Source organism: Variovorax sp. V93 (assembly GCF_041154485.1).
Taxonomy (GTDB): domain Bacteria; phylum Pseudomonadota; class Gammaproteobacteria; order Burkholderiales; family Burkholderiaceae_C; genus Variovorax; species Variovorax beijingensis_A.
In genome coordinates, this window is sequence record NZ_AP028669.1 from 5,347,929 (window position 1) to 5,369,951 (window position 22,023).

Genomic DNA, 22,023 nt, shown 5'->3' on the forward strand with positions numbered 1-22,023 from the left:
TGTTGTAGTGAAAAAAGCGCCCGCAATCCAGATTGCGGGCGCTTTTTCTTTTTGCGTGGTGCGCGGAGAACTGCCGGGGGCTTGTTAGAGCTGGGCCTTGAGCAGCTTCGCAAGTTCCGAGAAGTTGCGCGTCACGGTGAAGCCGCATTCTTCCATGATGGCGAGCTTGGCATCGGCGGTGTCGGCACCGCCCGAGATCAGCGCGCCGGCGTGGCCCATGCGCTTGCCGGGAGGGGCAGTGACGCCGGCGATGAAGCCGACCACCGGCTTCTTCATGTGTTCCTTGCACCAGCGGGCCGCGTCGGCTTCGTCGGGTCCGCCGATTTCGCCGATCATGATGACGGCGTCGGTATCGGGATCGTCGTTGAAGGCCTTCATCACGTCGATGTGCTTGAGGCCGTTGATCGGGTCGCCGCCGATGCCCACGGCCGACGATTGGCCGAGGCCGATTTCGGTCAGCTGCGCAACGGCTTCATACGTGAGCGTGCCCGAGCGCGAAACCACGCCGATGCGGCCCTTGCGGTGGATGTGGCCGGGCATGATGCCGATCTTGATTTCGTCGGGCGTGATCAGGCCGGGGCAGTTCGGGCCCAGCAGCAGGGTCTTCTTGCCGCCGGCCGCTTCCTTGGCCTTCATCTTGTTGCGCACTTCGAGCATGTCGCGAACCGGAATGCCTTCGGTGATGCAGATCGCCAGGTCGAGGTCGGCCTCGACGGCTTCCCAGATGGCAGCGGCCGCGCCTGCCGGCGGCACGTAGATCACCGACACGGTGGCGCCGGTCTGCGAAGCGGCTTCCTTCACCGAGCCGAAGATCGGGATGTTGAAGATCGACTCGCCGGCCTTCTTGGGGTTCACGCCCGCCACGAAGCAGTTCTTGCCGTTCGCGTATTCCTGGCACTTCTCGGTGTGGAACTGGCCGGTCTTGCCCGTGATGCCTTGCGTGATGACTTTGGTGTCTTTGTTGATATAGATCGACATGACTTGTTCCTTAGGCCTTCTTGACTGCTGCGACGACCTTCTGGGCCGCTTCCGCCATGGTGTCGGCGCTGATGATCGGCAGGCCCGAATCGGCCAGCAGCTTCTTGCCTTCGACTTCGTTGGTGCCCTTCATGCGCACGACCAGCGGCACTTGCAGGTTCACGGCCTTGCAGGCTGCGATCACGCCGGTGGCGATGGTGTCGCACTTCATGATGCCGCCGAAGATGTTGACGAGGATGGCTTCCACGTTCTTGTTCTTCAGCATGATCTTGAAGGCTTCGGTGACCTTCTCGGGGGTGGCGCCGCCGCCCACGTCCAGGAAGTTGGCCGGCTCGCCGCCGAACAGCTTGATGGTGTCCATGGTGGCCATGGCCAGGCCGGCACCGTTCACCAGGCAGCCGATGTTGCCGTCGAGGCTGATGTAGGCGAGGTCGAACTTGGAGGCTTCGACTTCGGCCGCGTCTTCTTCGTCGAGGTCGCGCAGGGCCACGATTTCGGGGTGGCGGAACAGCGCGTTGCTGTCGAAGTTGAACTTGGCGTCCAGCGCCATGACCTTGCCCTTGCTGTCACGGTTGAGCGGGTTGATCTCGACCAGCGAGGCGTCCGTCTCCATGTAGCAGGTGTAGAGCTTCTTGAGGATGTCGACCGTCTGCGCGGTGGAGTCGGCCGGCATGCCGATGCCGTCGGCGATCTGCTTGGCCTGTTCGTCGGTCAGGCCCTTTTCGGGGTCTGCGAACACGGTGATGATCTTCTCGGGCGAGGAGTGGGCCACTTCCTCGATGTCCATGCCGCCTTCGCTCGAGGCGATGAACGCGACCTTCTGCGTGGCGCGGTCGGTCACGGCCGAGACGTAGTATTCCTTGTTGATGTCGGCGCCGTCTTCGATGTAGAGGCGGCGCACCTTCTGGCCTTCGGGGCCGGTCTGGTGCGTCTTGAGCTGCATGCCGAGGATCTCGCCGGCGAGCTTCTTGACGTCCTCGATGGACTTGGCGACCTTGACGCCGCCGCCCTTGCCGCGGCCACCCGCGTGGATCTGGGCCTTGACGACCCACACCGGGCCTCCAAGTTTCTGGGCGGCCTCGACCGCCTCCTGGACCGTATAGGCCGGGATGCCGCGCGGCACCGGCACGCCGAACTTGGCAAGGATTTCCTTGCCTTGGTACTCGTGAATCTTCATGAGGGATGTCTCTCGGAAGGAGGAGGTTGAGAACGGGAGATCTGGGGTCTGAGGCGTCTTTGGCTCTGTTGCTCGCGGGCGACGGCAGCCTGACGGCTGGGGGCGGCGAACAACCGCGGACTGTATCATGGTGCGGCGCACCAATACTCGACGTGACCTTGCGGTCAATACGTACTTTCTTCTAGCTCCCCTACGCATACTCCGATATGGCCAAGGTTTTCATCGACGGCGAAGCCGGCACCACCGGCTTGCAGATCCGCGAGCGGCTCCAGACGATGCCGCAGATCGAACTCGTGAGCATTGCGCCCGAGCTGCGAAAAGACGTGGCCGCCAAGCGCGAGCTGATGGCCGGCGTCGACCTGGTGGTGCTGTGCCTGCACGACGATGCGGCGCGCGAATCGGTCGCGCTGATCGACCAGCTGCCCGGCAGGAAGCCCAAGATCATCGACGCCTCCACCGCGCACCGCGTGGCGCCGGGCTGGGTGTTCGGCTTCCCTGAACTGGTGCAAGGCCATTGGCAGGCCGTGGCCGCGGCCGACCGCGTCGGCAACCCGGGCTGCTATGCCACGGGCGCCATCGCCATGGTGCGGCCGCTGGTCGATGCCGGCCTGCTGCCGGCCGACTTTCCGATTTCGCTGCCCTCGGTGAGCGGCTATTCGGGCGGCGGGCGGGCCATGATCGAAGACTACGAAAACGGCAAGGCGCCGCTTTTCGAGACCTACGCGCTCGGCCTCAAGCACAAGCACATCCCGGAGATCATGAAGTACACCGGCCTGACCCGCCGGCCGGTCTTCATTCCTTCGGTGGGCAACTTCAAGCAGGGCATGCTGGTGCAGCTGCCGCTGCACCTCGACCTGCTGCCCGGCAAGCCGAAGGCCGGCGACCTGCAAGAGGCGCTGGCCGCGCACTACGCCAAGAGCAACACGCCCGAACAGTTCGTGAAAGTGCTGCCGCCGACCGACGACGGCAAGCTCGACGCGCTGGCGCTCAACGACACCAACAATCTCGAAATCCGCGTGTTCCCGAACGAGGACCACCGCCACGCCGTGGTGATTGCGCGCCTCGACAACCTCGGCAAGGGCGCGAGCGGCGCCGCGGTCCAGAACCTGAAGCTGATGCTGGCGCTCTGAGGCCGGCTCCGGCAGGCCGGCGCCGCGGGGCCGGCCGTCAGTCTTCGTCGAAATCGCTGCGCAGCACCTTGGCCACCACCGCGCCCGAAAAGCCGCGCGCCAGCAGGAAGCGCGTTTGCCTGGCGCGCTCCTTCGCATCGGCGGGCGGTGCGTCGAAGCGGCGGCGCCACAGGGCCGTGGCGCGCTCCACTTCGGTGTCCTGAAGACTGGCCACGGCCTGTGCAATGGCCTCGGGCGCAATGCCCTTGGCCTGCAGTTCCTGCCGCACCCGCAGTGCGCCCGACCGGGCGGCGCGCTGGTTCAGCACCGAAGCCACCACGCGCGGCTCGCTGATGAAGTCCTTGGCGGCCAGTTCGTCGAGCGCGCGGGCCAGCTCGCCGGGTGCTTCTTCGTGCTTTGCCAGCTTGCGCTCCAGTTCCGCACGCGAATGCTCGCGCTGGCTCAGGAGCCGCAGCGCGCGGCCTTTGAGGGAGGGGGCGCCGAAAGCCATGCGCCGCTTCCGTGCGTGCTCGCCTGCTTACTCGCCCTTGTCGGCTTTGTCGGCCTTGGCCGCCTTCGCGGGCTTCTCGGCCTTTTCAGGGGCAGGCGCATTGGCATCGGCCGCCAGCAGCGGAATGCCCAGCGATTCGCGCACCTTGTTCTCGATCTCGCGCGACAGCTCGGGGTTCTCGCGCAGGAACTCGCGGGCGTTGTCGCGGCCCTGGCCGATCTTTTCGCCGTTGTAGGCGTACCAGGCGCCCGACTTGTCGAGGATCTTGGCGGTCACGCCCATGTCGATGATCTCGCCCTCGCGGCTGATGCCTTCGCCGAACAGGATGTCGAACTCGGCCGTCTTGAACGGAGGCGAGACCTTGTTCTTCACCACCTTGACCTTGGTTTCATTGCCGATGGCCTCGTCGCCCTTCTTGATGGTGCCGATGCGGCGGATGTCCAGGCGCACCGAGGCGTAGAACTTCAGCGCGTTGCCGCCGGTGGTGGTTTCGGGCGAGCCGAACATCACGCCGATCTTCATGCGGATCTGGTTGATGAAGATGACCATGCAGTTGGTCTTCTTGATGGTGGCGGTGAGCTTGCGCAGCGCCTGGCTCATCAGGCGGGCCTGCAGGCCGGGCAGCGAGTCGCCCATTTCGCCTTCGATTTCGGCCTTGGGCGTGAGCGCGGCGACCGAGTCGACCACGATCAGGTCGACGGCGCCCGAGCGCACCAGCGAATCGACGATTTCAAGGGCCTGCTCGCCGGTGTCGGGCTGGCTGATGAGCAGGTCGGACAGGTTCACGCCGAGCTTCTGGGCGTACTGCACGTCGAGCGCGTGCTCGGCATCGACGAAGGCGCAGGTGCCGGCCTGCTTCTGCATCTCGGCGATGACCTGCAGCGTGAGCGTGGTCTTGCCCGAAGATTCCGGGCCGTAGATTTCGATGACGCGGCCGCGCGGCAGGCCGCCGACGCCCAGCGCGATGTCCAGGCCCAGCGAGCCGGTGGAGACCACCTGGACGTCTTCAAGCGCCTCACCCTCGCCGAGCCGCATGATCGTGCCCTTGCCGAACTGCTTTTCGATCTGGGCCAGGGCGGCCTGCAGTGCCTTGGCCTTTTCGCTGCCTGCGACCGAGATGCTGGTGCCTTTGACGAGTGCGTCCATGAAGAAATCTCCTTGAAAATCAACGGTTTGTGTGTGATTGCGGTCCATCTGCTTTTAATTACAGGCTGGATGCTTGAACAGTAGTGTAGGGGCTCGTTGGTTTGAGTAAACCCATTTTTTGGTCAGTTTGCTTTACTATCTAGCCGATGGCCGAACAAGCTTTTCCGTCCGACCCGGACGCCTGGCGGCAAACCCACCTGGGCCGCCTGCTGGGCCATGCGATGCGCCGCTTCGACGAGCGCGTGCTCGAACTCATGGCGCACGACGTCGACGTGCCGCTGGCGCTGTCGAACCTCGCCGCGCGCGCGCAGGTGAGCGCCGCGCACATCCACATCACGCGGCACCTGGCGCGCGAAGGCTCGCGCCTCACCGAGCTGGCGGAGCGCGCCGGCATGACCAAGCAGGCGATGGGCGCGCTGGTGGACCAGTGCGAGGCCTGGGGCCTGGTGACGCGCGGGCCCGATCCGCTCGACGCACGGGCGCGGCGCGTGCTCTTCACCACCGACGGGCTCGCGTGGCTCGACGCCTTCCGCAGCGCGGTGACGCAGGCCGAGCGCGAGTTCCGCGCCAGCGTGGGCAACGACATTGCCACCGTGGTAACCATCGGACTGGAAGCCTACACGGGGGGCTAGACTCGGCGAAGAGACATATGTGAACGCGGCGCCGGCGCGGCGCCCGAACCGGCCGGAGGTGGCTCATGCGGATTCTGATTGCCGAAGACGACCAGGTGCTGGCCGATGCCCTGCTGCGCAGCCTGCGCACCTCGGGCGCGGCGGTCGACCACGTGGCGAACGGATCGCAGGCCGACACCGCGCTCATGACGCACAGCGAGTTCGACCTGCTGATCCTCGACCTGGGGCTGCCCAACCTGCACGGCATCGAGATCCTGAAGCGGCTGCGCGCGCGCGGCTCGCAGCTGCCGGTGCTGGTGCTCACCGCGGCCGACAGCGTGGAGGAACGCGTCAAGGGCCTGGACCACGGCGCCGACGACTACATGGCCAAGCCCTTCAGCCTGCAGGAGCTCGAGGCGCGCGTGCGGGCGCTCACGCGGCGCGGCATGGGCGCCACCAGCAACACGATCCGCCACGGCCCGCTGGTGTACGACCAGGCCGGCCGCGTGGCCACCATCGACGGCAAGATGGTCGAGCTCTCGGCGCGCGAGCTGGGCCTGCTGGAGGTGCTGCTGCAGCGCGCCGGCCGCCTGGTCAGCAAGGACCAGCTGGTGGAGCGCCTGTGCGAATGGGGCGAGGAGGTGAGCCTCAACGCGATCGAGGTCTACATCCACCGCCTGCGCAAGAAGATCGAGAAGGGGCCGGTGCGCATTGCCACGGTCCGCGGCCTGGGCTACTGCCTCGAGAAGATTCCCTAGATGAAACCCACCCCCGTCCCTCGCTCACTCCGTGTCGCTCGACTCCCCCTCCAGGGGGCAACACCAGCGGCCCGGCAAAGCCGGTTCCGCGGTGTCACTTGGCTCGCCCCCAGTCTTCGCGCACTTCGTGTCGCTTCGCCAACCCCCTACCGGGGGCAACACCAGCGGCCCGGCAAAGCCGGTTCCGCGGTGTTCTTGGCCTGGGCCGTATCGGTTTCATGCGTCGTGGGTCGCGCACAGCGCGGTGGAAAACTGACTTGACGCGCGGCACGTCGTTTGCATAGACCGGGGGCGAGTCCTTTGAAACTTTTCCAGCGCGCGCAGCGCTCCCTGTTCGGCGAGATCCTCGACTGGATGCTCACGCCGCTCCTGCTGCTGGTGCCGGTGAGCATCGGCGTGACCTGGCTGGTGGCGCAGGGTATTGCCAATGCCCCGTTCGACCGCGCGCTCGAATACAACGTGCAGACGCTGGCGCGGCTGGTCACGGTGCAGCAGGGGCAGACGCAGTTCGTGCTGCCGCAGCCGGCGCGCGAGATCCTGCGGGCCGACGGCGCCGACCGCGTCTACTACCAGGTGCTCGACAGCCACGGCGCGCTGCTCAGCGGCGAGCCCGACGTGCCGCACCCCAGCACCGACGAGCCCCCGGTTCCCGGCGTGGTCCAACTGCGCAACGGCGAGATGCGCGGCAAGTCGGTCCGCGTGGCCTCGCTCTGGCTCGCGGGCCCCGACAGCGACGCGGAGCCGGCGCTGCTGCAGGTGGCCGAGACGCGCGAGAAGCAGTCGGTGCTGGCCACCGAGATCATCAAGGGCGTGCTGCTGCCGCAGTTCGCGATCCTGCCGCTGGCCGTGCTGCTGATCTGGCTGGCGCTGGTGCGCGGCATCAAGCCGCTGTCGGTGGTGGAGGCGCGCATCCGCGAGCGCCGCCCGGGCGACCTGAGCCCGCTGGACGAATCGTCGGTGCCGCTCGAAGTGGTGCCGCTGGTCTCGTCGGTCAACGAACTGCTCGACAAGCTCAATGACTCGATCCACACGCAGAAGCGCTTCCTGGCCGATGCGGCGCACCAGCTCAAGACGCCGCTCGCGGGCCTGCGCATGCAGGCCGACCTGGCGCAGCGCGAGGGCGCCAATGCCGACGAGCTCAAGCAGTCGCTCAAGCAGATCGGCCGCGCCAGCGTGCGCGCCACCCACACGGTGAACCAGCTGCTCTCGCTCGCGCGCGCCGAAAGCACCGGCGCCGGCACCGGCCGCCAGCCCTGCGACCTGGCGCGGCTCACCATCGAGGTGGTGCGCGAAGCGGTGCCGCGCGCGATCGAGAAGCGCATCGACCTGGGCTACGACGGCGCCGAGGCGGGCGCGCCCGGCGTGGTGATCGAAGGCAACCAGACGCTACTCAAGGAGCTGGTGCGCAACCTGCTCGACAACGCGATCAACTACACGCCTTCGACCGCCGAGCGGCCCGGCGTGATCACCGCGCGCGTGCTGGCCGACCCCTTCGGCCACGTGGTGCTGCTGCAGGTGGAGGACAACGGTCCGGGCATTGCAGAGGCCGACCGCGAACTGGTATTCGAGCCGTTCTACCGCGTGCTTGGCAACGAGGCCGACGGCTCGGGGCTGGGCCTGCCGATCGTGCGCGAGATCGCCAACCAGCACCATGCGCAGGTGAAGCTGGAGGACGCGCATCCGGGCCGGCAGCCGCCGGGGGCGCGTTTCACAGTGCGCTTCGAAGGCGAAGAAGCCGCGGCCTGAGACGCGGCGGCGGGTTCGTCAGGGCGCGCCCTTGGCGTCCTTGCGGATCTGAAGCCACTCGGGATGCACCTGGCGGGCGAGGCGCTGCGGTTCGCGCTCGTTGAAGCCCGCGGGCGCCAGGCCGAAGCCGGCCAGGTCGCCGCGCGACCACAGCCAGTAGCCCAGATTGGCGGCAAGCAGGGCAATCAGCAGCAGGCGCAGCTTCATGGTGGCCGGCCTCAGAACGCCATGCCGCTCGGGCGCACGCTGACTTCGTCGCTCGAGACCAGCTGCAGCCCGCCGGTGGTGCGCACCTGGAGCTCGCCGCCCCAGGCCACGCCCTCGCACAGGCCGAAGCTGCCGTCGCTGAGCTGGACTTCGCGCCCGCGCAAGGCGTCGCGCGCGGCAAAGCGTTCGGCAAACGGCCCGAAGCCCTGTGCCTCGAAGGCCTGCACGCTGTGCACCAGCGGCGCGGCCAGTTCGGCCAGCACCTGGGGCGCGGTGGCATCGGGGCGCCACTGGCGCAGCCAGGCCGGCGGGGTGCGCATGCCATCGCCCTCGCGCGGGCCGATGTTGATGCCGATGCCGATCACCAGGTAGCGCGGCGGGGCCGGCGCGTCGGCGCGGCCCGCATGCGGCATGGCGGTTTCGATCAGGATGCCGGCCAGCTTGCGGTCCTCCACCCACAGGTCGTTGGGCCACTTGAGCGCGACCTTGGCCGCGCCCGTGGGATCGAGGCTTTCCGCCACGCTCACGCCCACGGCCAGCGAGAGACCGGCCCAGTCGCGCGGTGCGAGCGGCAGGCCCAGCGAGAAGGTGAGGGAGGCGGCGCCTTGTTCCTCGCTTTGCTGCGCGCTCCGCCAGGGGCGGCCGAGCCGGCCGCGCCCGGCCGTCTGGCGCTCGGCCACCAGCAGCACCGGCGGGGTGTGGCCGGCGCGCGCGCGGCGCATGAGCTCGGTGTTGGTCGAATCGATCTCGGCCACGGCCTCGACCGCGAAGCCGGGCAGGAGCGGCGCCACCGCCGCGGCGATCCGGTCTTCGAACCAGGCGGCCTGGGTACCCATCATGCTCAGCCCTTGCCGGCTCCGTCGTCCTTTTTGGACTTCTTTTTTTCCGGTTTCTTTTCGGCCTTGTTCTCCGCCTTTTTCCCGGCCTTTTTTTCGGCTTTCTTGTCCGCCTTTTTGGCTTCTTTTTTCTCGGCCTTTTTCTTGTCGGCCTTCTTCCTGGCCTTTTTCTTCTTTTTCTTTTCTTCGTCTTCGTCCTTGGGCGTCAGCAGCGTGCCGCGGCAATTCTCGGAGCCGCACCAGCAGGGAAACTCGGACAGCAGCTTCGGCGTGTAGGGCTCGTCGATGATCAGGCCGTAGTCGTAGTTGAGTTCTTCTCCTGCAGCAATGTTGCGCAGCGCCTTGATATAAACGCGCCCATTGATCTCGTCGGCCTCGCAGTTCGGATCGCACGAATGGTTGATCCAGCGCGCATCGTTGCCCTTGACGTTGCCGTCGATCACGCGTCCGTCGTCGATGTGGAAGTAGAAGGTGTGGTTCGGCTGGGCCGGGTCGTGCGGGTGGCGGCGCAGCGCCTCCTTCCAGCTGATGACTTCGCCCTTGTATTCGATCAGCGTCTCGCCCTCGGCCAGGTCGTCCACGGCGAACACGCCGTTGCCGTGGACATCCGAGCGCCGCATCTGGATGCGGCGGCCGGCGAATTGTGGGGATTTGGAAGGCATCGCCGAAGTCTGTTAGGTTGAATATGCACACATGCGCGTGTGCGCGTGCGCACACGCGGGAAGCCGCAGATTGTATGTGGCCCCCACGCTCCCGCACTGCGTGTCGTCGCTGCCCCCGAGGGGGCCGCGGGCCGCCTTGAGGCGGCTCGGCGCCGGCCAGAGAACACTTTTAGGAATTGTTGATGAAGACCTTGGTAATCGCAGAAAAGCCGTCGGTGGCACAGGACATCGTCCGCGCCCTCACGCCGGTGGCCGGCAAGTTCGACAAGCATGACGAGCATTTCGAGAACGACAGCTATGTCGTGACCAGCGCCGTCGGCCACCTGGTCGAGATCCAGGCGCCCGAGGAGTTCGACGTCAAGCGGGGCAAGTGGAGCTTCGCGAACCTGCCGGTGATTCCGCCGCACTTCGACCTGAAGCCGGTCGACAAGACGAAGACGCGCCTGAACGCCGTGGTCAAGCAGGCCAAGCGCAAGGACGTGACGCAGCTCATCAACGCCTGCGACGCGGGGCGCGAGGGGGAGCTGATCTTCCGCCTGATCGAGCAGTACGCGGGCGGCAAGACCGGCCTGAACAAGCCGGTCAAGCGCCTGTGGCTGCAGTCGATGACGCCGCAGGCCATCCGCGACGGCTTCGAGGCGCTGCGCACCGAAAAGCAGATGCAGGGCCTGGCCGACGCCGCGCGCTCGCGCTCCGAGGCCGACTGGCTGGTGGGCATCAACGGCACGCGCGCCATGACGGCCTTCAACTCGCGCGACGGCGGCTTCTTCCTGACGACGGTGGGCCGGGTGCAGACGCCCACGCTGTCGGTGGTGGTCGAGCGCGAGGAAAAGATCCGCAAGTTCGTGAGCCGCGACTACTGGGAAATCCACGGCGTGTTCCAGGCCGAGGCCGGCCAGTACCCCGGCAAGTGGTTCGACGCCAACTTCAAGAAGCCGCCGCCGGGCCCCGACGGCACGGCCGACGCCGAGATCCGCGCCGACCGCGTGTGGAGCGAGCGCGAGGCGCGCGAGATCGCCGACGCGGCGCGCGGCAAGCCCGCCACCGTCACCGAGGAAAGCAAGCCCACCACCCAGGCCTCGCCGATGCTGTTCGACCTGACCTCGCTGCAGCGCGAGGCCAACGGCCGCTTCGGCTTCTCGGCCAAGACCACGCTGGCGCTGGCGCAGAGCCTGTATGAGCGCCACAAGGCGCTGACCTATCCGCGGACCGACTCGCGCGCGCTGCCCGAGGACTACCTGCCGGTGGTGAAGGACACCATGAAGATGCTCGCCGACAGCGGCATGAAGCACCTCGCGCCCTTCGCGCAGCAGGCGGTCGACGGCAGCTACGTGAAGCCGAACAAGCGCATCTTCGACAACGCCAAGGTGTCGGATCACTTCGCGATCATTCCTACGCTGCAGGCGCCGAGCGGCCTTTCCGATGCCGAACAGAAGCTGTACGACTTCGTGGTGCGCCGCTTCATGTCGGTGTTCTTCCCGAGCGCCGAATTCCAGGTGACCACGCGCATCAGCACGGTGGAGGCTGGCGGCAAGAAATATCCGTTCCGCAGCGACGGCAAGGTGCTGGTCAAGCCGGGCTGGCTCGCCATCTGGGGCAAGGAAGCGATCAACGACGACGACGAGAAGGACGGCAAGAACCTGGTGGTGGTGAAACCGGGCGAAACGGTGAAGACCGAATCGGCCGACCTGAAGGCGCTGAAGACCCGGCCGCCGGCGCGCTATTCGGAAGCCACGCTGCTGGGCGCCATGGAAGGCGCCGGCAAGACCATCGACGACGACGAGCTGCGCGAGGCCATGCAAGAGAAGGGCCTCGGCACGCCAGCCACGCGCGCGGCCACCATCGAAGGCCTGATCACCGAGAAATACATGCTGCGCGAGGGCCGCGAGCTGATCCCCACGGCCAAGGCCTTCCAGCTCATGACGCTGCTGCGCGGCCTGGGCGTGGAGGAACTCTCCAAGGCCGAGCTCACGGGCGAGTGGGAATACAAGCTTGCGCAGATGGAGAAGGGCGCGCTGAGCCGCGACGCCTTCATGCGCGAGATCGCCGAGATGACGCAGCACATCGTCAAGAAGGCGAAGGAATACGACCGCGACACCGTGCCGGGCGACTACACGACGCTGTCGACCCCGTGCCCCAACTGCGGCGGCGTGGTGAAGGAAAACTACCGCCGCTATGCCTGCACCGGCAAGAGCGGCACGGGCGAAGACGCCTGCGGCTTCTCGTTCGGCAAGTCGCCGGCCGGGCGCACCTTCGAGGTGGCCGAGGCCGAGGCGCTGCTGGCCGACAAGCACATCGGCCCGCTGGAAGGCTTCCGCTCCAAGGCCGGCTGGCCCTTCACCTCAGAGATCATCCTGAAGTTCGACGAAGAGGCGAAGAACTGGAAGCTGGAGTTCGACTTCGGCGACGACAAGAACGCCGACACCGGCGAGATCGTCGACTTCAGCGAGCAGGACACGGTGGGCCCGTGCCCGGTCTGCGGCGCGCCGGTGTTCGAGCACGGCAGCAACTATGTCTGCGAGAAGTCGGTGCCCACCAATGCGCAGCCGACGCCGAGCTGCACCTTCAAGACCGGCAAGATCATCCTGCAGCAGCCGGTGGAGCGCGCGCAGATGGAAAAGCTGCTGGCCACCGGCAAGACCGACCTGCTCGACAAGTTCGTGAGCATGCGCACGCGCCGCGCCTTCAAGGCCTTCCTGACGTGGAACGCCGAGGAGGGCAAGGTGACCTTCGAGTTCGCGCCGCGCGAAGGCGGCAGCAAGTTCCCGCCGCGCAAGACCTTCGGCAAGGCCGCGCCGGCCGGCAAGACCGCGGCCGCCAAGAAGGTGGCGGCGAAGAAGACGCCCGCCGCCAAGAAGGCGCCGGCCGCGAAGAAGGCCGCGGCGCCGCGCAAGCCCGGTGCAGGCCTGAAGCCGAGCGATTCGCTGGCCGCGGTGATCGGTGCCGAGCCGGTGGCGCGCACCGAGGTCATCAAGAAGCTCTGGGACTACATCAAGGCCAACGGCCTGCAGGACGCGGCCAACAAGCGCGCGATCAATGCCGACGCCAAGCTCAAGCCGGTGTTCGGCAAGGACCAGGTGACGATGTTCGAGCTCGCGGGCATCGTGGGCAAGCACCTCTCGGCGCCATGACCGCGGGGCGCAGGCATTTCGCCGCCGGCCTGGCTGCCGGCGCCGCGGCATTGCTGCTTGCCGGCACGGCCGGCCTGGCGCAGGCCGCGGCGTGGCCCGACCGGCCCGTGAAGCTGGTGGTGCCGTTCCCGCCCGGGCAGGCCACCGACATCTTCGCGCGCGCACTGGCCGAACAGCTCGGCAAGCGGCTGGGCCAGCCGGTGATCGTGGACAACAAGGCCGGCGCCGGCAGCAACATCGGCACCGAGTTCGTGGTGCGCTCGCCGCCCGACGGCTACACGCTGGTGGTGGCCGGCAGCGCGATGGCGGTGAACCAGACGCTCTATGCCAAGCCGGGCTTCGACCCGCGCAAGGACCTGGTGGGCATCTCGCTCATCGCCACGGTTCCGCTGGTGTTCCTGGCCACGCCCGAAAGCGGCATCCGCAGCATGGCCGACCTGGCCGCGCGCGCCAAGGCCGAGCCCGGCCGGCTGAGCTACGCCAGCGCGGGCATCGGCGGCACGCAGCATCTGTCGGGCGAGATGTTCAAGTCGGCCGCGCGCGTCTTCATCACCCACATTCCGTACCGCGGCAGCGGGCCGGCGCAGTCGGACTTCCTGGGCAACCAGATTCCGCTGATGGTCGACTCGGTGACGGCCGCGCTGCCGCACATCAAGTCGGGCAGGGCGATTGCGCTGGCGGTGACCTCAGCCAAACGCTCCTCGCAGTTGCCTGACGTACCCACCGTGCGCGAAAGCGGCGTGGCCGGCACCAAGGACTTCGAGGCCGTGGGCTGGCTCGGCCTGATGGCGCCGCGCGGCACGCCGCCCGAGATCACGGCGCGGCTGAACCAGGAAGTGACCGACATCCTCAAGAGCGAGCAGATGGCGCGCTTCATCCGCGACCGCGGCTCCGAGCCCGCGCCCACCACGGGCGCCGAGTTCGACCGCTTCGTGGCGAACGAGATCCAGCGCTGGGGCGGCGCGGTGAAGGCCTCGGGCGCCAAGCCCGAGTAGCGGCCCGCGGCGCGGAGCTCAGGGCAGGGCGGGCGGCGCCGGCTCCGCGGCGCGGTCGACTTCGGCCAGCAGCCAGCGGCGGAAATGGTCGAGCGTGGCCAGTTGCCCGCGGCCCTCGGGATAGCAGAACCAGTAGCCTTCGTTGCCGCGGTAGCCGCCGCCCGGCAGCGGCTCGTCGACCAGCCCGGACGCGATTTCGTCCTGCACCAGGCAGCGCGGCACCAGCGCCACGCCCATGCCGACCATCACCGCGCGGATCATGGTCTGGAACTGGTCGAACTGCGGGCCGGCGAGTGGATCGAGCCCGCGCACGCCATGCGCCTCGCTCCACTGCAGCCACGATTGCGGCACCGTGACGTGGCGCAGCAGGGTGCAGCGCGCCAGGTCCTGCGGCGTGCGGATGGCGGCTTCGGCCAGCTCCGCGCGCGGCGCGATCAGCGCCACGTCCCGCCCCGCCAGGTAGTGCGAGCGCGCGCCGGGCCAGTGGCCGTCGCCGAACAGGATGGCGCAGTCGAGTTCGGGCCGCTCGAAGTCGTAGCCATGCACGAAGGGCACGAAATGCAGCGTGATCTGTGGATGCAGGCGCTGGAAATCGGGCAGGCGCGGAATCAGCCACTTGGCGCCGAAGGTGGGCAGGGTCGACAGGTGCAGCGCGCCCCCGCCGTCGCCGCTGGTGATGAACTCCAGCGTGGCCGCCTCCAGCTGCGCGAGCACGGCGCGCACGGCCTTCTCGTAGCGCTCGCCCGCGGGCGTGAGCGCGAGGCGCTTGCGGCTGCGCTCGAACAGCGGCACGCCGATCCAGCGCTCCAGCTCCTGCACCTGCTTGCTGACCGCGCCCTGCGTCAGGTGCAGCGCCTCGGCGGCGCGCGAGACGCCGCCGAAGCGCACCACGGTGGAAAAGGCGCGCAGCAGGTTCAGCGGCGGATTGAGGCGGCGGAGCGACATGGCTGGATGCCCATTAAAACATTCCAGATCAGAATGTTAGCTGGTCTATCCTTTGCTTCAAGTAGCGGAGCAACTTTTGCTTCACTACTTTCGTCTCATTGGAGAAACCCCCATGCAACGTCGCCATCTTCTTTCCGCCCTGGCCGCAGTTTCTGTCGCTCCTGGAATATCCTTTGCCCAGCAAGGCAAGCCGATCCGCATGATCGTGCCCTTCCCGCCCGGTGGCGCCACCGACATCACGGCGCGCGTGCTGTCGGAGCCGCTGGCCAAGATCCTCCAGCAGCCCGTGGTCATCGACAACCGCGCCGGCGCCGGCGGCTCCATCGGCATGGCCGAGGTGGCCCGCTCCGCGCCGGACGGCCTCTCGTTCGGCGTGGCCACGCTCTCCACGCACGGCGTGAACCCGGCCGTGTACCAGAAGCTGCCCTACGACCCGGTCAAGGGCTTCGTCGCCGTGACCGAACTGGTGAAGGCGCCGGGCGTGGTCGTCATCAACCCGCGCGTGCTGCCGGTGCAGAGCTTCGCGGAACTCGTGAAGCACCTGAAGGCGAATCCGGGCAAGGTGTCGTACGCCTCGCCGGGCAACGGCACCATCGGCCATATGTGGGGCGAACTCTTCAAGAGCAGCACCGGAACCTCGATGGTGCACATCCCCTACCGCGGTGCGGGCCCGGCCATCAACGACGTGCTCGCGGGCGAGGTGCCGGTGTATTTCGACCAGGTGGCTTCTTCGCTGCCGCACGTGAAGGCGGGCAAGCTGAAGGCGCTGGCCGTGTCCTGGAGCGGCCGGCTCGACGTGCTGCCCGAGGTGCCGACCTACCGCGAGCTCGGCTATCCGGCCAACAACGATCCGTCGTGGTTCGGACTGGTGGCGCCCGCCGGCACGCCGGCCGACATCGCGCTGCGCATGCAGCAGGCCGTGGCCACGGCGCTCAAGGACGCCACAGTGCGCGAGCGCCTGGCGCTGCAGGGGCTCTATGCGTCCGGCACCACGCCGGCCGAGTTCGCGAAGCAGATCGACAGCGAGATCGAGAAGATGAAGAAGGTCGCGGCCTTTGCCCGCATCCGATTGGACTGACCTGGTACCTGCCTATGCATCCTGTCCTGAAACTGATCCAAACCCGCGCCCAGGTGACCAGCGTTGCCGGGCACACGCCGCTGGTGCTCGATTCGCCGCACAGCGGCACCGTCTACCCCGAGGATTTCCGGCCCGCCTGCGACCTGGCCACGCTGCGGCGGGCCGAGGACACGCACGTCGAGAAGCTCTATGCCTTTGCGCCCGCCATGGGCGCGGCGTGGATCGAGGCGCACTTTCCGCGCAGCTACCTGGACGCCAACCGCGACACCACCGAGCTGGACACCGCGCTGCTCGACGGCCCCTGGACCGAGCCCCTGTCGACCGACCCGCGCGTGCTTGCCAAGGTGCGGCTCGGCAAGGGCCTGGTCTGGAAGCTCACCGACGAGGGCCTGCCGATCTACGACCGGCTGCTGGGCGTGGACGAGGTGCGCGCGCGCATCGACAACTGCTGGCGGCCCTACCACGCCGCGGTGGCCGAGGCCATTGACGCGGCGCATGCGCGGCACGGCTACAGCATCCACATCAACTGCCACTCGATGCCGGCGGTGGCGGGCAGCCACGCCACCGATTTTCCGGGGCTCGTGCATGCGGACTTCGTGATCGGCGACCGCGACGGCAGCACCGCCGACCCGGCGCTGTCGCAAAGCATCTGCGAGCACCTGCGCGCGCGCGGCTACAGCGTGGACTACAACCATCCCTACAAGGGCGTGGAACTGGTGCGCCGCCATGGCCGGCCGGCCGGGCAGCGGCACAGCATCCAGGTGGAGGTCAACCGCAGGCTCTACATGGACGAGGCCACGCTGGCGCTCGACGAGGCCGGCGCGGCGCGGCTGCGGCAGGATCTCCAGTCGATGGTGGCGATGCTGCTGGCCACCGATCCGCGCTGATCGACAACAACCCTGCCGCCGGCGCGTGTGTTGTTGCAGGGCCGGGGAAGCGCCGGCCTATAGTGGCCGCAAGTCCCACCCTTGCCTGGAGTTTTCCGTGAAGCCATTCATTGCAGCTGTTCTTGCCATCGCGATGGGCGCCCTGGCGGCGGGCTGCGCCGGCACGGGGTCGGCCGGCGGCAGCAGCGACCGCGCCACCTCGTCGTCCGGCAGCGGGGTGACGGTGTTCGGCACCATCGACGCTGGCGTCAGCGGCAGCACGAACCGTTCCGAGCGGCGCTAACCGGCCGATCTCGCCAGTCCGTCGCCTGTCAGCGCCGCAGCAGCGCCTGGCGCAGCACCCGGGCCGCGCGGTCGCGGATCCGGCCGTGCCCTGCATCGGGCACGGTGCGCGGCGCCACCTTCGCGGTGGCGCAGGCCCAGAGAAAGTCGTGCAGGATCGGCGTGTCGTCCACCGTCTCGGTGCTGCCGTATTTGTGGAATTCAGGGTGCCACTGCGTGGCGGCGATGTAGCTGCGGCCCCTGTCGGAACGGCGGCGGATGGCCTCGGGCACGCGGTCGGGCAGGCTCCAGGCCTCGATCTCGAAGCCCGGCGCGAGGTCTTTCACGCCCTGGTGGTGGATGCTGTTGACCTTGGCGGTCTTCACCTCGGGGTAGAGCTTGGCCAGGCGCGTGCCCTCCACGATCTCGATCTGGTGGAAGTTCTGGTCGTAGGCCACCGGGTCGCGGTGCCGGATGGTTTCGGGGTGCTCGTGCTGCGCCTCGATGTCCTGGTAGAGCGTGCCGCCGAAGGCCACGTTGATCAGCTGCAGCCCGCGGCAGACGCCGAAGATCGGCTTGCCGGCCTGCTCGAAGGCCTCGACCAGCGCCAGGTCGTACAGGTCGCGGATGCGGTCGCCCACCCAGGCATCTTTGAGCGGCTCCTCGCCGTAGCTGCCGGGCCAGACGTCGGCGCCGCCGTGCATCACCACGCCGTCGAGCCATTCGGCGTAGTGCGAGAGCTTGGTGTCGCCGCGCGCGGTTTCGCCCGTGGGGCAGGGCACCATCACCACCATGGCGCCGGCCGACATCAGCCAGTGCGCGATGGATTGCTCGACGTATTGCAGCGTCTTGTTGGTGAAGAGCGAACGCGCCGGATCGGCATGGGAAAAGCAGGCGGACAAGCCGATCTTCAGCCGGGCGGAAACTGGTTGCGGCATCGCGGGACGAGCAGGGCGTGCTGTGCGGAAAGGAAAGTCCATTGTGGCGCTTTGGCCTCTCGCACGGGGTCGGACGACACGCCAAAGTATGCTTTCAACGCCGCCACGACCAAGAAGGAAGACAAGCCATGAAAACGATCAAGGGCCCGGCCATATTCCTGGCCCAGTTCGCCGGGGACCAAGCCCCGTTCAATTCGCTCGACGCCATTGCCGGCTGGGCGGCCGGGCTGGGCTACAAGGGCGTGCAGATCCCGAGCTGGGACGCGCGCCTGTTCGACTTAAAGAAGGCCGCCGAGAGCAGGACCTACTGCGACGAAATCAAGGGCACGCTGGCCGCGCACGGCCTCGAGATCACCGAGCTGTCGACCCACCTGCAGGGCCAGCTGGTCGCAGTGCATCCGGCCTACGACGCGGGCTTCGACGGCTTCGCGGCGCCCGAGGTGCGCGGCGACCCGGTGCGGCGCCAGCAATGGGCGGTGGAGCAATTGCACTTCGCGGCCAGGGCCTCGGCCAACCTGGGACTCACGGCGCATGCCACCTTCTCGGGCGCGCTGGCCTGGCCGTACCTCTATTCGTGGCCGCCGCGCCCGCCGGGACTCATCGAGGAAGCCTTCGACGAGCTCGCGCGCCGCTGGCGCCCGATCCTCGATGCCTTCGACGCGGCGGGCGTGGACGTGGGCTACGAGATCCACCCCGGCGAAGACCTGCACGACGGCGTGAGCTACGAGATGTTTTTGGAGCGCGTGGACAACCACCCGCGCGCCTGCCTCTTGTACGACCCGAGCCACTTCATGCTGCAGCAGCTCGACTACCTGGCCTACATCGACCACTACCACGAGCGCATCAAGATCTTCCACGTGAAGGACGCCGAGTTCAACCCGACCGGCAAGCAGGGCGTGTACGGCGGCTTCCAGAGCTGGATCAACCGCGCGGGGCGCTTCCGCTCGCTGGGCGACGGGCAGGTGGATTTCAAGGCCATCTTCTCGAAGATGGCGCAGTACGACTTCCCGGGCTGGGCGGTGCTCGAGTGGGAATGCTGCATCAAGCACCCCGAGGACGGCGCACGCGAGGGCGCGGCCTTCATTGCCGACCACATCATCCGCGTGGCCGACCGGGCCTTCGACGATTTTGCGGCGGGCGGCGTGGACGCGGCCGCCAACCGGCGGATGCTGGGGATCGGCTGAAGCGCCTTCAGAGCAGCGCCGCGAGCCGCCGGACCGCGCCGTCGATCTGCGATTCGCCGATCAGGCCGTAGCCGAAGGCCAGGCCGTTGGGCACGTCCGGCGCCTGCGGATCCAGCGCGAAGCGCGACAGCGGCGGCAGCGCGATGCCGGCTGCGGCAGCGCGCTCGACCACCGCGTCGGCCCGCGTGCCGGTGCGCAGCCAGGCCGACAGGTGCAGCCCCGCGCTGGACGGAATCGCCTCGAGCCGGCCGGCGCCATGGTGCGCCAGCGCGTCGAGCAGGGCCGTGCGGCGCGCCCCGTAGACCTTGCGCATCTTGCGGATGTGGCGCGCGAGGTGCCCTTCGGCAATGAATGCGGCCAGCGCCTCCTGCTGCAGCACCGGGCCATGCCAGTCGGCCAGCTCGCGCGCCCGCACCAGCGCGGCGCGCGCCCAGGGCGGCGCCACCACGAAGCCGAGCCGCAGCGCGGGAAACAGACTCTTCGAGAAGGTGCCGACGTAGAAGACCGACTCGGCGCGGTCGAGCGTCTGCAGCGCATCGAGCGGACGGCCGGCAAAGCGGAATTCGCTGTCGTAGTCGTCCTCGATGACGACCGCGTTGCGCGCCTGCGCAAAGGCCAGCAGCGCCGCGCGCCGCTGCGGCGACATCGCCACGCCGGTGGGGAACTGGTGCGAGGGCGTCACGCAGATCACGCGCGCCTCGGGCGGCAGGCGGTCGACGCACAGGCCCTCGGCATCGGTCGGCACGATGGCCACCCTGGCGCCCGCAGCCGTCATGGCCTCGCGCAGTGAGGGATAGAAGAGCTGCTCGACCGCGACCACCGTGCGCCCCGGCACCACGAGGATGCGCGACAGCAGCCCGAAGGCCTGCTGCGCACCGGCCGTCACCACGATGTCGCCAGCGGTGCAGCCGACCGCGCGGGTGAACGACACATGCCCGGCGATCGCCTCGCGCAGCGCGGGCTGGCCTTGCGGATCGGCGTAGTCGGCCGGCTCGCGCGCCAGGCGCCGCAGCGCGCGGTCGGACAGGCGGCGCCAGATGTCGAAGGGGAAGGCGCCGACGTCGGGCAGGCCGACGCGGAAGTCGTCGCGCGAGCGCTGCGACTGCAGCGTGGGCGCGAGGCCAGCGCCCGGCACGAAGAGCGGCACCAGCCGCGGGTCGCGGCGCACCGCCGCGCTTGCCGTGCGGGCCGGCCGGCCGCGCCGCGATCGCGGCAGCGTACCGGCCACGTAGGTGCCGGCCCCGGGACGCGCCAGCAGATAGCCTTCGCTCAGCAGCAGGTCGTAGGCCGCGAGCATGGTGTTGCGCGACACGCCCAGGCGCTGCGCGAGCGCGCGCGTGGCGGGCAGCCGCGCGCCGGGCTGCAGCCGGCCGTCCAGGATGGCGGCGCGCAGCTGCCGGTGCAGCTCGCGCAGCAGGTGGCGCGAGCCGACGCTCGGCAGGCGGATCGCGAGTTCGAAGAAAAGTGGCTCCATGAATTTCGCCGATTGTGGTTCTTTTGAAGAGCCACCTGCAAGCCTATTCTGGAGGTCTCGAAACGCTCGCCGGAGTCCGCCATGAACACCGAACCCGCTGCCGCTGCACCTCGGACGGAACGCCTGCCCTTCGGCTTGGCGTGGCTCGCGCTTGGCGCCTTCGCCATCGGCACCGAAAGCTTCATGGTGGCCGGCCTGCTGCAGCTCTTGGCAGCCGACCTGCAGGTGAGCGCCACGCGGGCCGGCCAGCTGGTGCTGCTGTTCGCGCTGAGCTATGCGATCGGTTCGCCGCTGATGGCTGCAGCATGCGCGCGATTCGGCCGGCGGCCGCTGCTGATCGCGAGCCTCGCGGCTTTCTCCGCGCTCACGCTGCTGGCCTCGATGGTCCAGGGCTTCGCGCAGCTGGCGCTGGCGCGTGTGGTGCTGGGGCTGGTGGCTGGCGTCTTCCTGCCAACTGCGAGCGCGGTGGCGGCGGCCATGGTGCCGCCCGCGCTGCGTGGCCGCGCGCTCGCCATCGTGAGCGGCGGCGGCACGGTGGCGGTGGCGCTCGGCGTGCCGCTGGGCGCGTGGATCGCGGGCTGGGGCGGCTGGCGCACGGCCTACCTGCTGATTGCCGCGGTGGCGGCGCTGGCCGCCTGGGGCCTCGCTGCCGGCCTGCCGCGCCAACTGGCGGCGGCGCCCGATGGAGCCGCCGCCCGGCCCGCCGTGGCCCTGGCGGTGGCCCGCGAAGCCGGCGTGCCGTCGGCGCTGCTGGTCACGGTGCTGTGGGCCACGGGCGGCTTCAGCTTCTACACCTACATCGCGCCCTTCCTGTCGCACACGCTGGGCGTGGGGGCGGACGGCGCCGGCGCGGTGTTCTGCGCCATTGGCGTGGCGGCCGCGGTGGGCACGGCGGCGGGGGGCTGGGCCACCGACCGCTTCGGCGCCGACCGCGTGGTGCAGGGCTTCGCGCTGATGCTGGTGCTGGTCCTGGGCGGGCTCTCGCTCGCGGCGCAGATGCTGCCGCGCGGCCTCGCGCTGCCGCTCGTCGTGGGACTGTCGGCGCTGTGGGGCCTTGCCGGCTGGGGCTTCGGTCCGGCGCAGGCGGTGCGGCTGATCCGGCTGGCGCCCGAGCGCGCGCCGATGACGCTGTCGCTCCATGCGTCGGCGGTGTACCTGGGCATTGCGGCCGGCTCGGCGCTGGGCGGCGCGGCGATCGAGCTCTTCGGCGTGGCGGCGGTGGGCTGGGTGGGCAGCGCCTGCCAGCTCGCCGGATGGATGCTGCTGTTGCGCGCGGCGCGCCGGGCGCGCACGCTGCGCCTGCCCGCGGCGGCACCGCAAGCCGCCTGATGCAGGCGAAATTGCTCTTGTCTTGATAGCAGCAGATGCTTGAAAACAGGGCGCCGGACC

21 protein-coding genes are annotated in these 22,023 nt (G+C 68.6%); 11 read left to right on the forward strand and 10 right to left on the reverse strand.

Going from position 1 to position 22,023, the window contains the following annotated elements:
• Window positions 1-84 precede the first annotated feature (84 nt).
• Together sucD and sucC are read right to left on the reverse strand one after the other, a co-directional pair.
• Complete coding sequence (gene sucD, locus ACAM54_RS25425; protein ID WP_015867930.1) at window positions 85-978, reverse strand: succinate--CoA ligase subunit alpha; 894 nt, start codon at window positions 976-978, stop codon at window positions 85-87.
• 10 nt (window positions 979-988) lie between these two features.
• Entirely contained in the window at window positions 989-2,155 is a 1,167-nt protein-coding gene (gene sucC / locus ACAM54_RS25430) for an ADP-forming succinate--CoA ligase subunit beta (RefSeq protein ID WP_007828709.1), read from the reverse strand.
• Window positions 2,156-2,361: 206 nt separating this feature from the next.
• Between sucC and argC the strand changes: the two genes are divergently transcribed.
• Window positions 2,362-3,285: an N-acetyl-gamma-glutamyl-phosphate reductase gene (argC, locus tag ACAM54_RS25435; RefSeq protein WP_145739092.1), complete on the forward strand. Its 924-nt coding sequence runs from the start codon at window positions 2,362-2,364 to the stop codon at window positions 3,283-3,285.
• A gap of 37 nt (window positions 3,286-3,322) precedes the next feature.
• Here argC and recX read toward each other — a convergent pair whose 3' ends face one another.
• On the reverse strand, window positions 3,323-3,775 hold the full coding sequence (gene recX, locus ACAM54_RS25440; RefSeq protein WP_047787445.1) for a recombination regulator RecX: 453 nt from the start codon (window positions 3,773-3,775) through the stop codon (window positions 3,323-3,325).
• Between the two features lie 27 nt (window positions 3,776-3,802).
• On the reverse strand, window positions 3,803-4,921 hold the full coding sequence (gene recA, locus ACAM54_RS25445; protein WP_307655869.1) for a recombinase RecA: 1,119 nt from the start codon (window positions 4,919-4,921) through the stop codon (window positions 3,803-3,805).
• 146 nt (window positions 4,922-5,067) lie between these two features.
• Between recA and ACAM54_RS25450 the strand changes: the two genes are divergently transcribed.
• The 3 genes from ACAM54_RS25450 (at window position 5,068) to ACAM54_RS25460 (ending at window position 8,036) form a co-directional block, all read left to right on the forward strand.
• Complete coding sequence (locus tag ACAM54_RS25450; RefSeq protein WP_145739088.1) at window positions 5,068-5,553, forward strand: MarR family winged helix-turn-helix transcriptional regulator; 486 nt, start codon at window positions 5,068-5,070, stop codon at window positions 5,551-5,553.
• A gap of 65 nt (window positions 5,554-5,618) precedes the next feature.
• Window positions 5,619-6,290 carry a response regulator transcription factor gene (locus tag ACAM54_RS25455; protein WP_015867936.1) on the forward strand — a complete coding sequence of 224 codons (672 nt, stop codon included), beginning with the start codon at window positions 5,619-5,621 and terminating at the stop codon, window positions 6,288-6,290.
• 300 nt (window positions 6,291-6,590) lie between these two features.
• Window positions 6,591-8,036, forward strand: a complete 1,446-nt coding sequence (locus ACAM54_RS25460) for a sensor histidine kinase (protein ID WP_145739086.1) — start codon at window positions 6,591-6,593, stop codon at window positions 8,034-8,036.
• An 18-nt stretch (window positions 8,037-8,054) separates the two neighbouring features.
• Here ACAM54_RS25460 and ACAM54_RS25465 read toward each other — a convergent pair whose 3' ends face one another.
• Genes ACAM54_RS25465 through ACAM54_RS25475 form a run of 3 tightly spaced genes read right to left on the reverse strand, consistent with a single transcriptional unit; the run spans window position 8,055 to window position 9,741 of the window.
• Window positions 8,055-8,243 carry a sporulation protein gene (locus tag ACAM54_RS25465; protein ID WP_145739084.1) on the reverse strand — a complete coding sequence of 63 codons (189 nt, stop codon included), beginning with the start codon at window positions 8,241-8,243 and terminating at the stop codon, window positions 8,055-8,057.
• An 11-nt stretch (window positions 8,244-8,254) separates the two neighbouring features.
• Window positions 8,255-9,082: a biotin--[acetyl-CoA-carboxylase] ligase gene (locus ACAM54_RS25470; RefSeq protein WP_369649326.1), complete on the reverse strand. Its 828-nt coding sequence runs from the start codon at window positions 9,080-9,082 to the stop codon at window positions 8,255-8,257.
• 2 nt (window positions 9,083-9,084) lie between these two features.
• Window positions 9,085-9,741 carry an SET domain-containing protein gene (locus tag ACAM54_RS25475; RefSeq protein ID WP_145739081.1) on the reverse strand — a complete coding sequence of 219 codons (657 nt, stop codon included), beginning with the start codon at window positions 9,739-9,741 and terminating at the stop codon, window positions 9,085-9,087.
• A gap of 182 nt (window positions 9,742-9,923) precedes the next feature.
• On the opposite strand from ACAM54_RS25475, the gene ACAM54_RS25480 reads away from it, so the two are divergent.
• Window positions 9,924-12,872 carry a DNA topoisomerase III gene (locus ACAM54_RS25480; RefSeq protein WP_369649327.1) on the forward strand — a complete coding sequence of 983 codons (2,949 nt, stop codon included), beginning with the start codon at window positions 9,924-9,926 and terminating at the stop codon, window positions 12,870-12,872.
• A complete protein-coding gene (locus ACAM54_RS25485) occupies window positions 12,869-13,867 on the forward strand; it encodes a tripartite tricarboxylate transporter substrate binding protein (RefSeq protein ID WP_369649328.1) in 999 nt (332 codons plus the stop codon). The genes ACAM54_RS25480 and ACAM54_RS25485 overlap by 4 nt, the downstream gene beginning before the upstream one ends.
• Before the next feature lie 18 nt (window positions 13,868-13,885).
• Here the strand turns inward: ACAM54_RS25485 and ACAM54_RS25490 are convergent, their stop codons facing one another.
• Window positions 13,886-14,812 (reverse strand): LysR substrate-binding domain-containing protein, encoded by a 927-nt coding sequence (locus ACAM54_RS25490; protein WP_369649329.1) that lies wholly within the window; start codon window positions 14,810-14,812, stop codon window positions 13,886-13,888.
• 112 nt (window positions 14,813-14,924) lie between these two features.
• Here ACAM54_RS25490 and ACAM54_RS25495 point away from each other — a divergent pair, with 112 nt between their 5' ends.
• From ACAM54_RS25495 to ACAM54_RS25505, 3 genes are all read left to right on the forward strand, one after another.
• Window positions 14,925-15,890 (forward strand): tripartite tricarboxylate transporter substrate binding protein BugE, encoded by a 966-nt coding sequence (locus ACAM54_RS25495; protein ID WP_369649330.1) that lies wholly within the window; start codon window positions 14,925-14,927, stop codon window positions 15,888-15,890.
• A 14-nt stretch (window positions 15,891-15,904) separates the two neighbouring features.
• The gene (locus ACAM54_RS25500; protein ID WP_369649331.1) at window positions 15,905-16,777 is read left to right on the forward strand and encodes an N-formylglutamate amidohydrolase; all 873 of its coding nucleotides are present in this window, start codon (window positions 15,905-15,907) and stop codon (window positions 16,775-16,777) included.
• Window positions 16,778-16,874: 97 nt separating this feature from the next.
• Window positions 16,875-17,060, forward strand: coding sequence for a hypothetical protein (locus ACAM54_RS25505; RefSeq protein WP_369649332.1), 186 nt, complete (start codon window positions 16,875-16,877; stop codon window positions 17,058-17,060).
• A 28-nt stretch (window positions 17,061-17,088) separates the two neighbouring features.
• Here ACAM54_RS25505 and ACAM54_RS25510 read toward each other — a convergent pair whose 3' ends face one another.
• Window positions 17,089-17,976 (reverse strand): gamma-glutamyl-gamma-aminobutyrate hydrolase family protein, encoded by an 888-nt coding sequence (locus ACAM54_RS25510; RefSeq protein ID WP_369649333.1) that lies wholly within the window; start codon window positions 17,974-17,976, stop codon window positions 17,089-17,091.
• Window positions 17,977-18,104: 128 nt separating this feature from the next.
• On the opposite strand from ACAM54_RS25510, the gene ACAM54_RS25515 reads away from it, so the two are divergent.
• The gene (locus ACAM54_RS25515; RefSeq protein ID WP_369649334.1) at window positions 18,105-19,160 is read left to right on the forward strand and encodes a sugar phosphate isomerase/epimerase family protein; all 1,056 of its coding nucleotides are present in this window, start codon (window positions 18,105-18,107) and stop codon (window positions 19,158-19,160) included.
• A gap of 7 nt (window positions 19,161-19,167) precedes the next feature.
• Here ACAM54_RS25515 and ACAM54_RS25520 read toward each other — a convergent pair whose 3' ends face one another.
• Window positions 19,168-20,634 (reverse strand): PLP-dependent aminotransferase family protein, encoded by a 1,467-nt coding sequence (locus ACAM54_RS25520; RefSeq protein ID WP_369649335.1) that lies wholly within the window; start codon window positions 20,632-20,634, stop codon window positions 19,168-19,170.
• 81 nt (window positions 20,635-20,715) lie between these two features.
• Between ACAM54_RS25520 and ACAM54_RS25525 the strand changes: the two genes are divergently transcribed.
• Window positions 20,716-21,963, forward strand: a complete 1,248-nt coding sequence (locus tag ACAM54_RS25525; RefSeq protein WP_369649336.1) for an MFS transporter — start codon at window positions 20,716-20,718, stop codon at window positions 21,961-21,963.
• Window positions 21,964-22,023: the final 60 nt, after the last annotated feature.

Excerpts from the sequence above, each read along its gene's own strand:
- sucD (WP_015867930.1), bottom strand. The coding sequence starts at position 978 with ATGTCGATCTATATCAACAAAGACACCAAAGTCATCACGCAAGGCATC.
- sucC (WP_007828709.1), bottom strand. The coding sequence starts at position 2,155 with ATGAAGATTCACGAGTACCAAGGCAAGGAAATCCTTGCCAAGTTCGGC.
- argC (WP_145739092.1), top strand. The coding sequence starts at position 2,362 with ATGGCCAAGGTTTTCATCGACGGCGAAGCCGGCACCACCGGCTTGCAG.
- recX (WP_047787445.1), bottom strand. The coding sequence starts at position 3,775 with ATGGCTTTCGGCGCCCCCTCCCTCAAAGGCCGCGCGCTGCGGCTCCTG.
- recA (WP_307655869.1), bottom strand. The coding sequence starts at position 4,921 with ATGGACGCACTCGTCAAAGGCACCAGCATCTCGGTCGCAGGCAGCGAA.
- ACAM54_RS25450 (WP_145739088.1), top strand. The coding sequence starts at position 5,068 with ATGGCCGAACAAGCTTTTCCGTCCGACCCGGACGCCTGGCGGCAAACC.
- ACAM54_RS25455 (WP_015867936.1), top strand. The coding sequence starts at position 5,619 with ATGCGGATTCTGATTGCCGAAGACGACCAGGTGCTGGCCGATGCCCTG.
- ACAM54_RS25465 (WP_145739084.1), bottom strand. The coding sequence starts at position 8,243 with ATGAAGCTGCGCCTGCTGCTGATTGCCCTGCTTGCCGCCAATCTGGGC.
- ACAM54_RS25470 (WP_369649326.1), bottom strand. The coding sequence starts at position 9,082 with ATGATGGGTACCCAGGCCGCCTGGTTCGAAGACCGGATCGCCGCGGCG.
- ACAM54_RS25475 (WP_145739081.1), bottom strand. The coding sequence starts at position 9,741 with ATGCCTTCCAAATCCCCACAATTCGCCGGCCGCCGCATCCAGATGCGG.
- ACAM54_RS25480 (WP_369649327.1), top strand. The coding sequence starts at position 9,924 with ATGAAGACCTTGGTAATCGCAGAAAAGCCGTCGGTGGCACAGGACATC.
- ACAM54_RS25485 (WP_369649328.1), top strand. The coding sequence starts at position 12,869 with ATGACCGCGGGGCGCAGGCATTTCGCCGCCGGCCTGGCTGCCGGCGCC.
- ACAM54_RS25490 (WP_369649329.1), bottom strand. The coding sequence starts at position 14,812 with ATGTCGCTCCGCCGCCTCAATCCGCCGCTGAACCTGCTGCGCGCCTTT.
- ACAM54_RS25495 (WP_369649330.1), top strand. The coding sequence starts at position 14,925 with ATGCAACGTCGCCATCTTCTTTCCGCCCTGGCCGCAGTTTCTGTCGCT.
- ACAM54_RS25500 (WP_369649331.1), top strand. The coding sequence starts at position 15,905 with ATGCATCCTGTCCTGAAACTGATCCAAACCCGCGCCCAGGTGACCAGC.
- ACAM54_RS25510 (WP_369649333.1), bottom strand. The coding sequence starts at position 17,976 with ATGCCGCAACCAGTTTCCGCCCGGCTGAAGATCGGCTTGTCCGCCTGC.
- ACAM54_RS25515 (WP_369649334.1), top strand. The coding sequence starts at position 18,105 with ATGAAAACGATCAAGGGCCCGGCCATATTCCTGGCCCAGTTCGCCGGG.
- ACAM54_RS25520 (WP_369649335.1), bottom strand. The coding sequence starts at position 20,634 with ATGGAGCCACTTTTCTTCGAACTCGCGATCCGCCTGCCGAGCGTCGGC.
- ACAM54_RS25525 (WP_369649336.1), top strand. The coding sequence starts at position 20,716 with ATGAACACCGAACCCGCTGCCGCTGCACCTCGGACGGAACGCCTGCCC.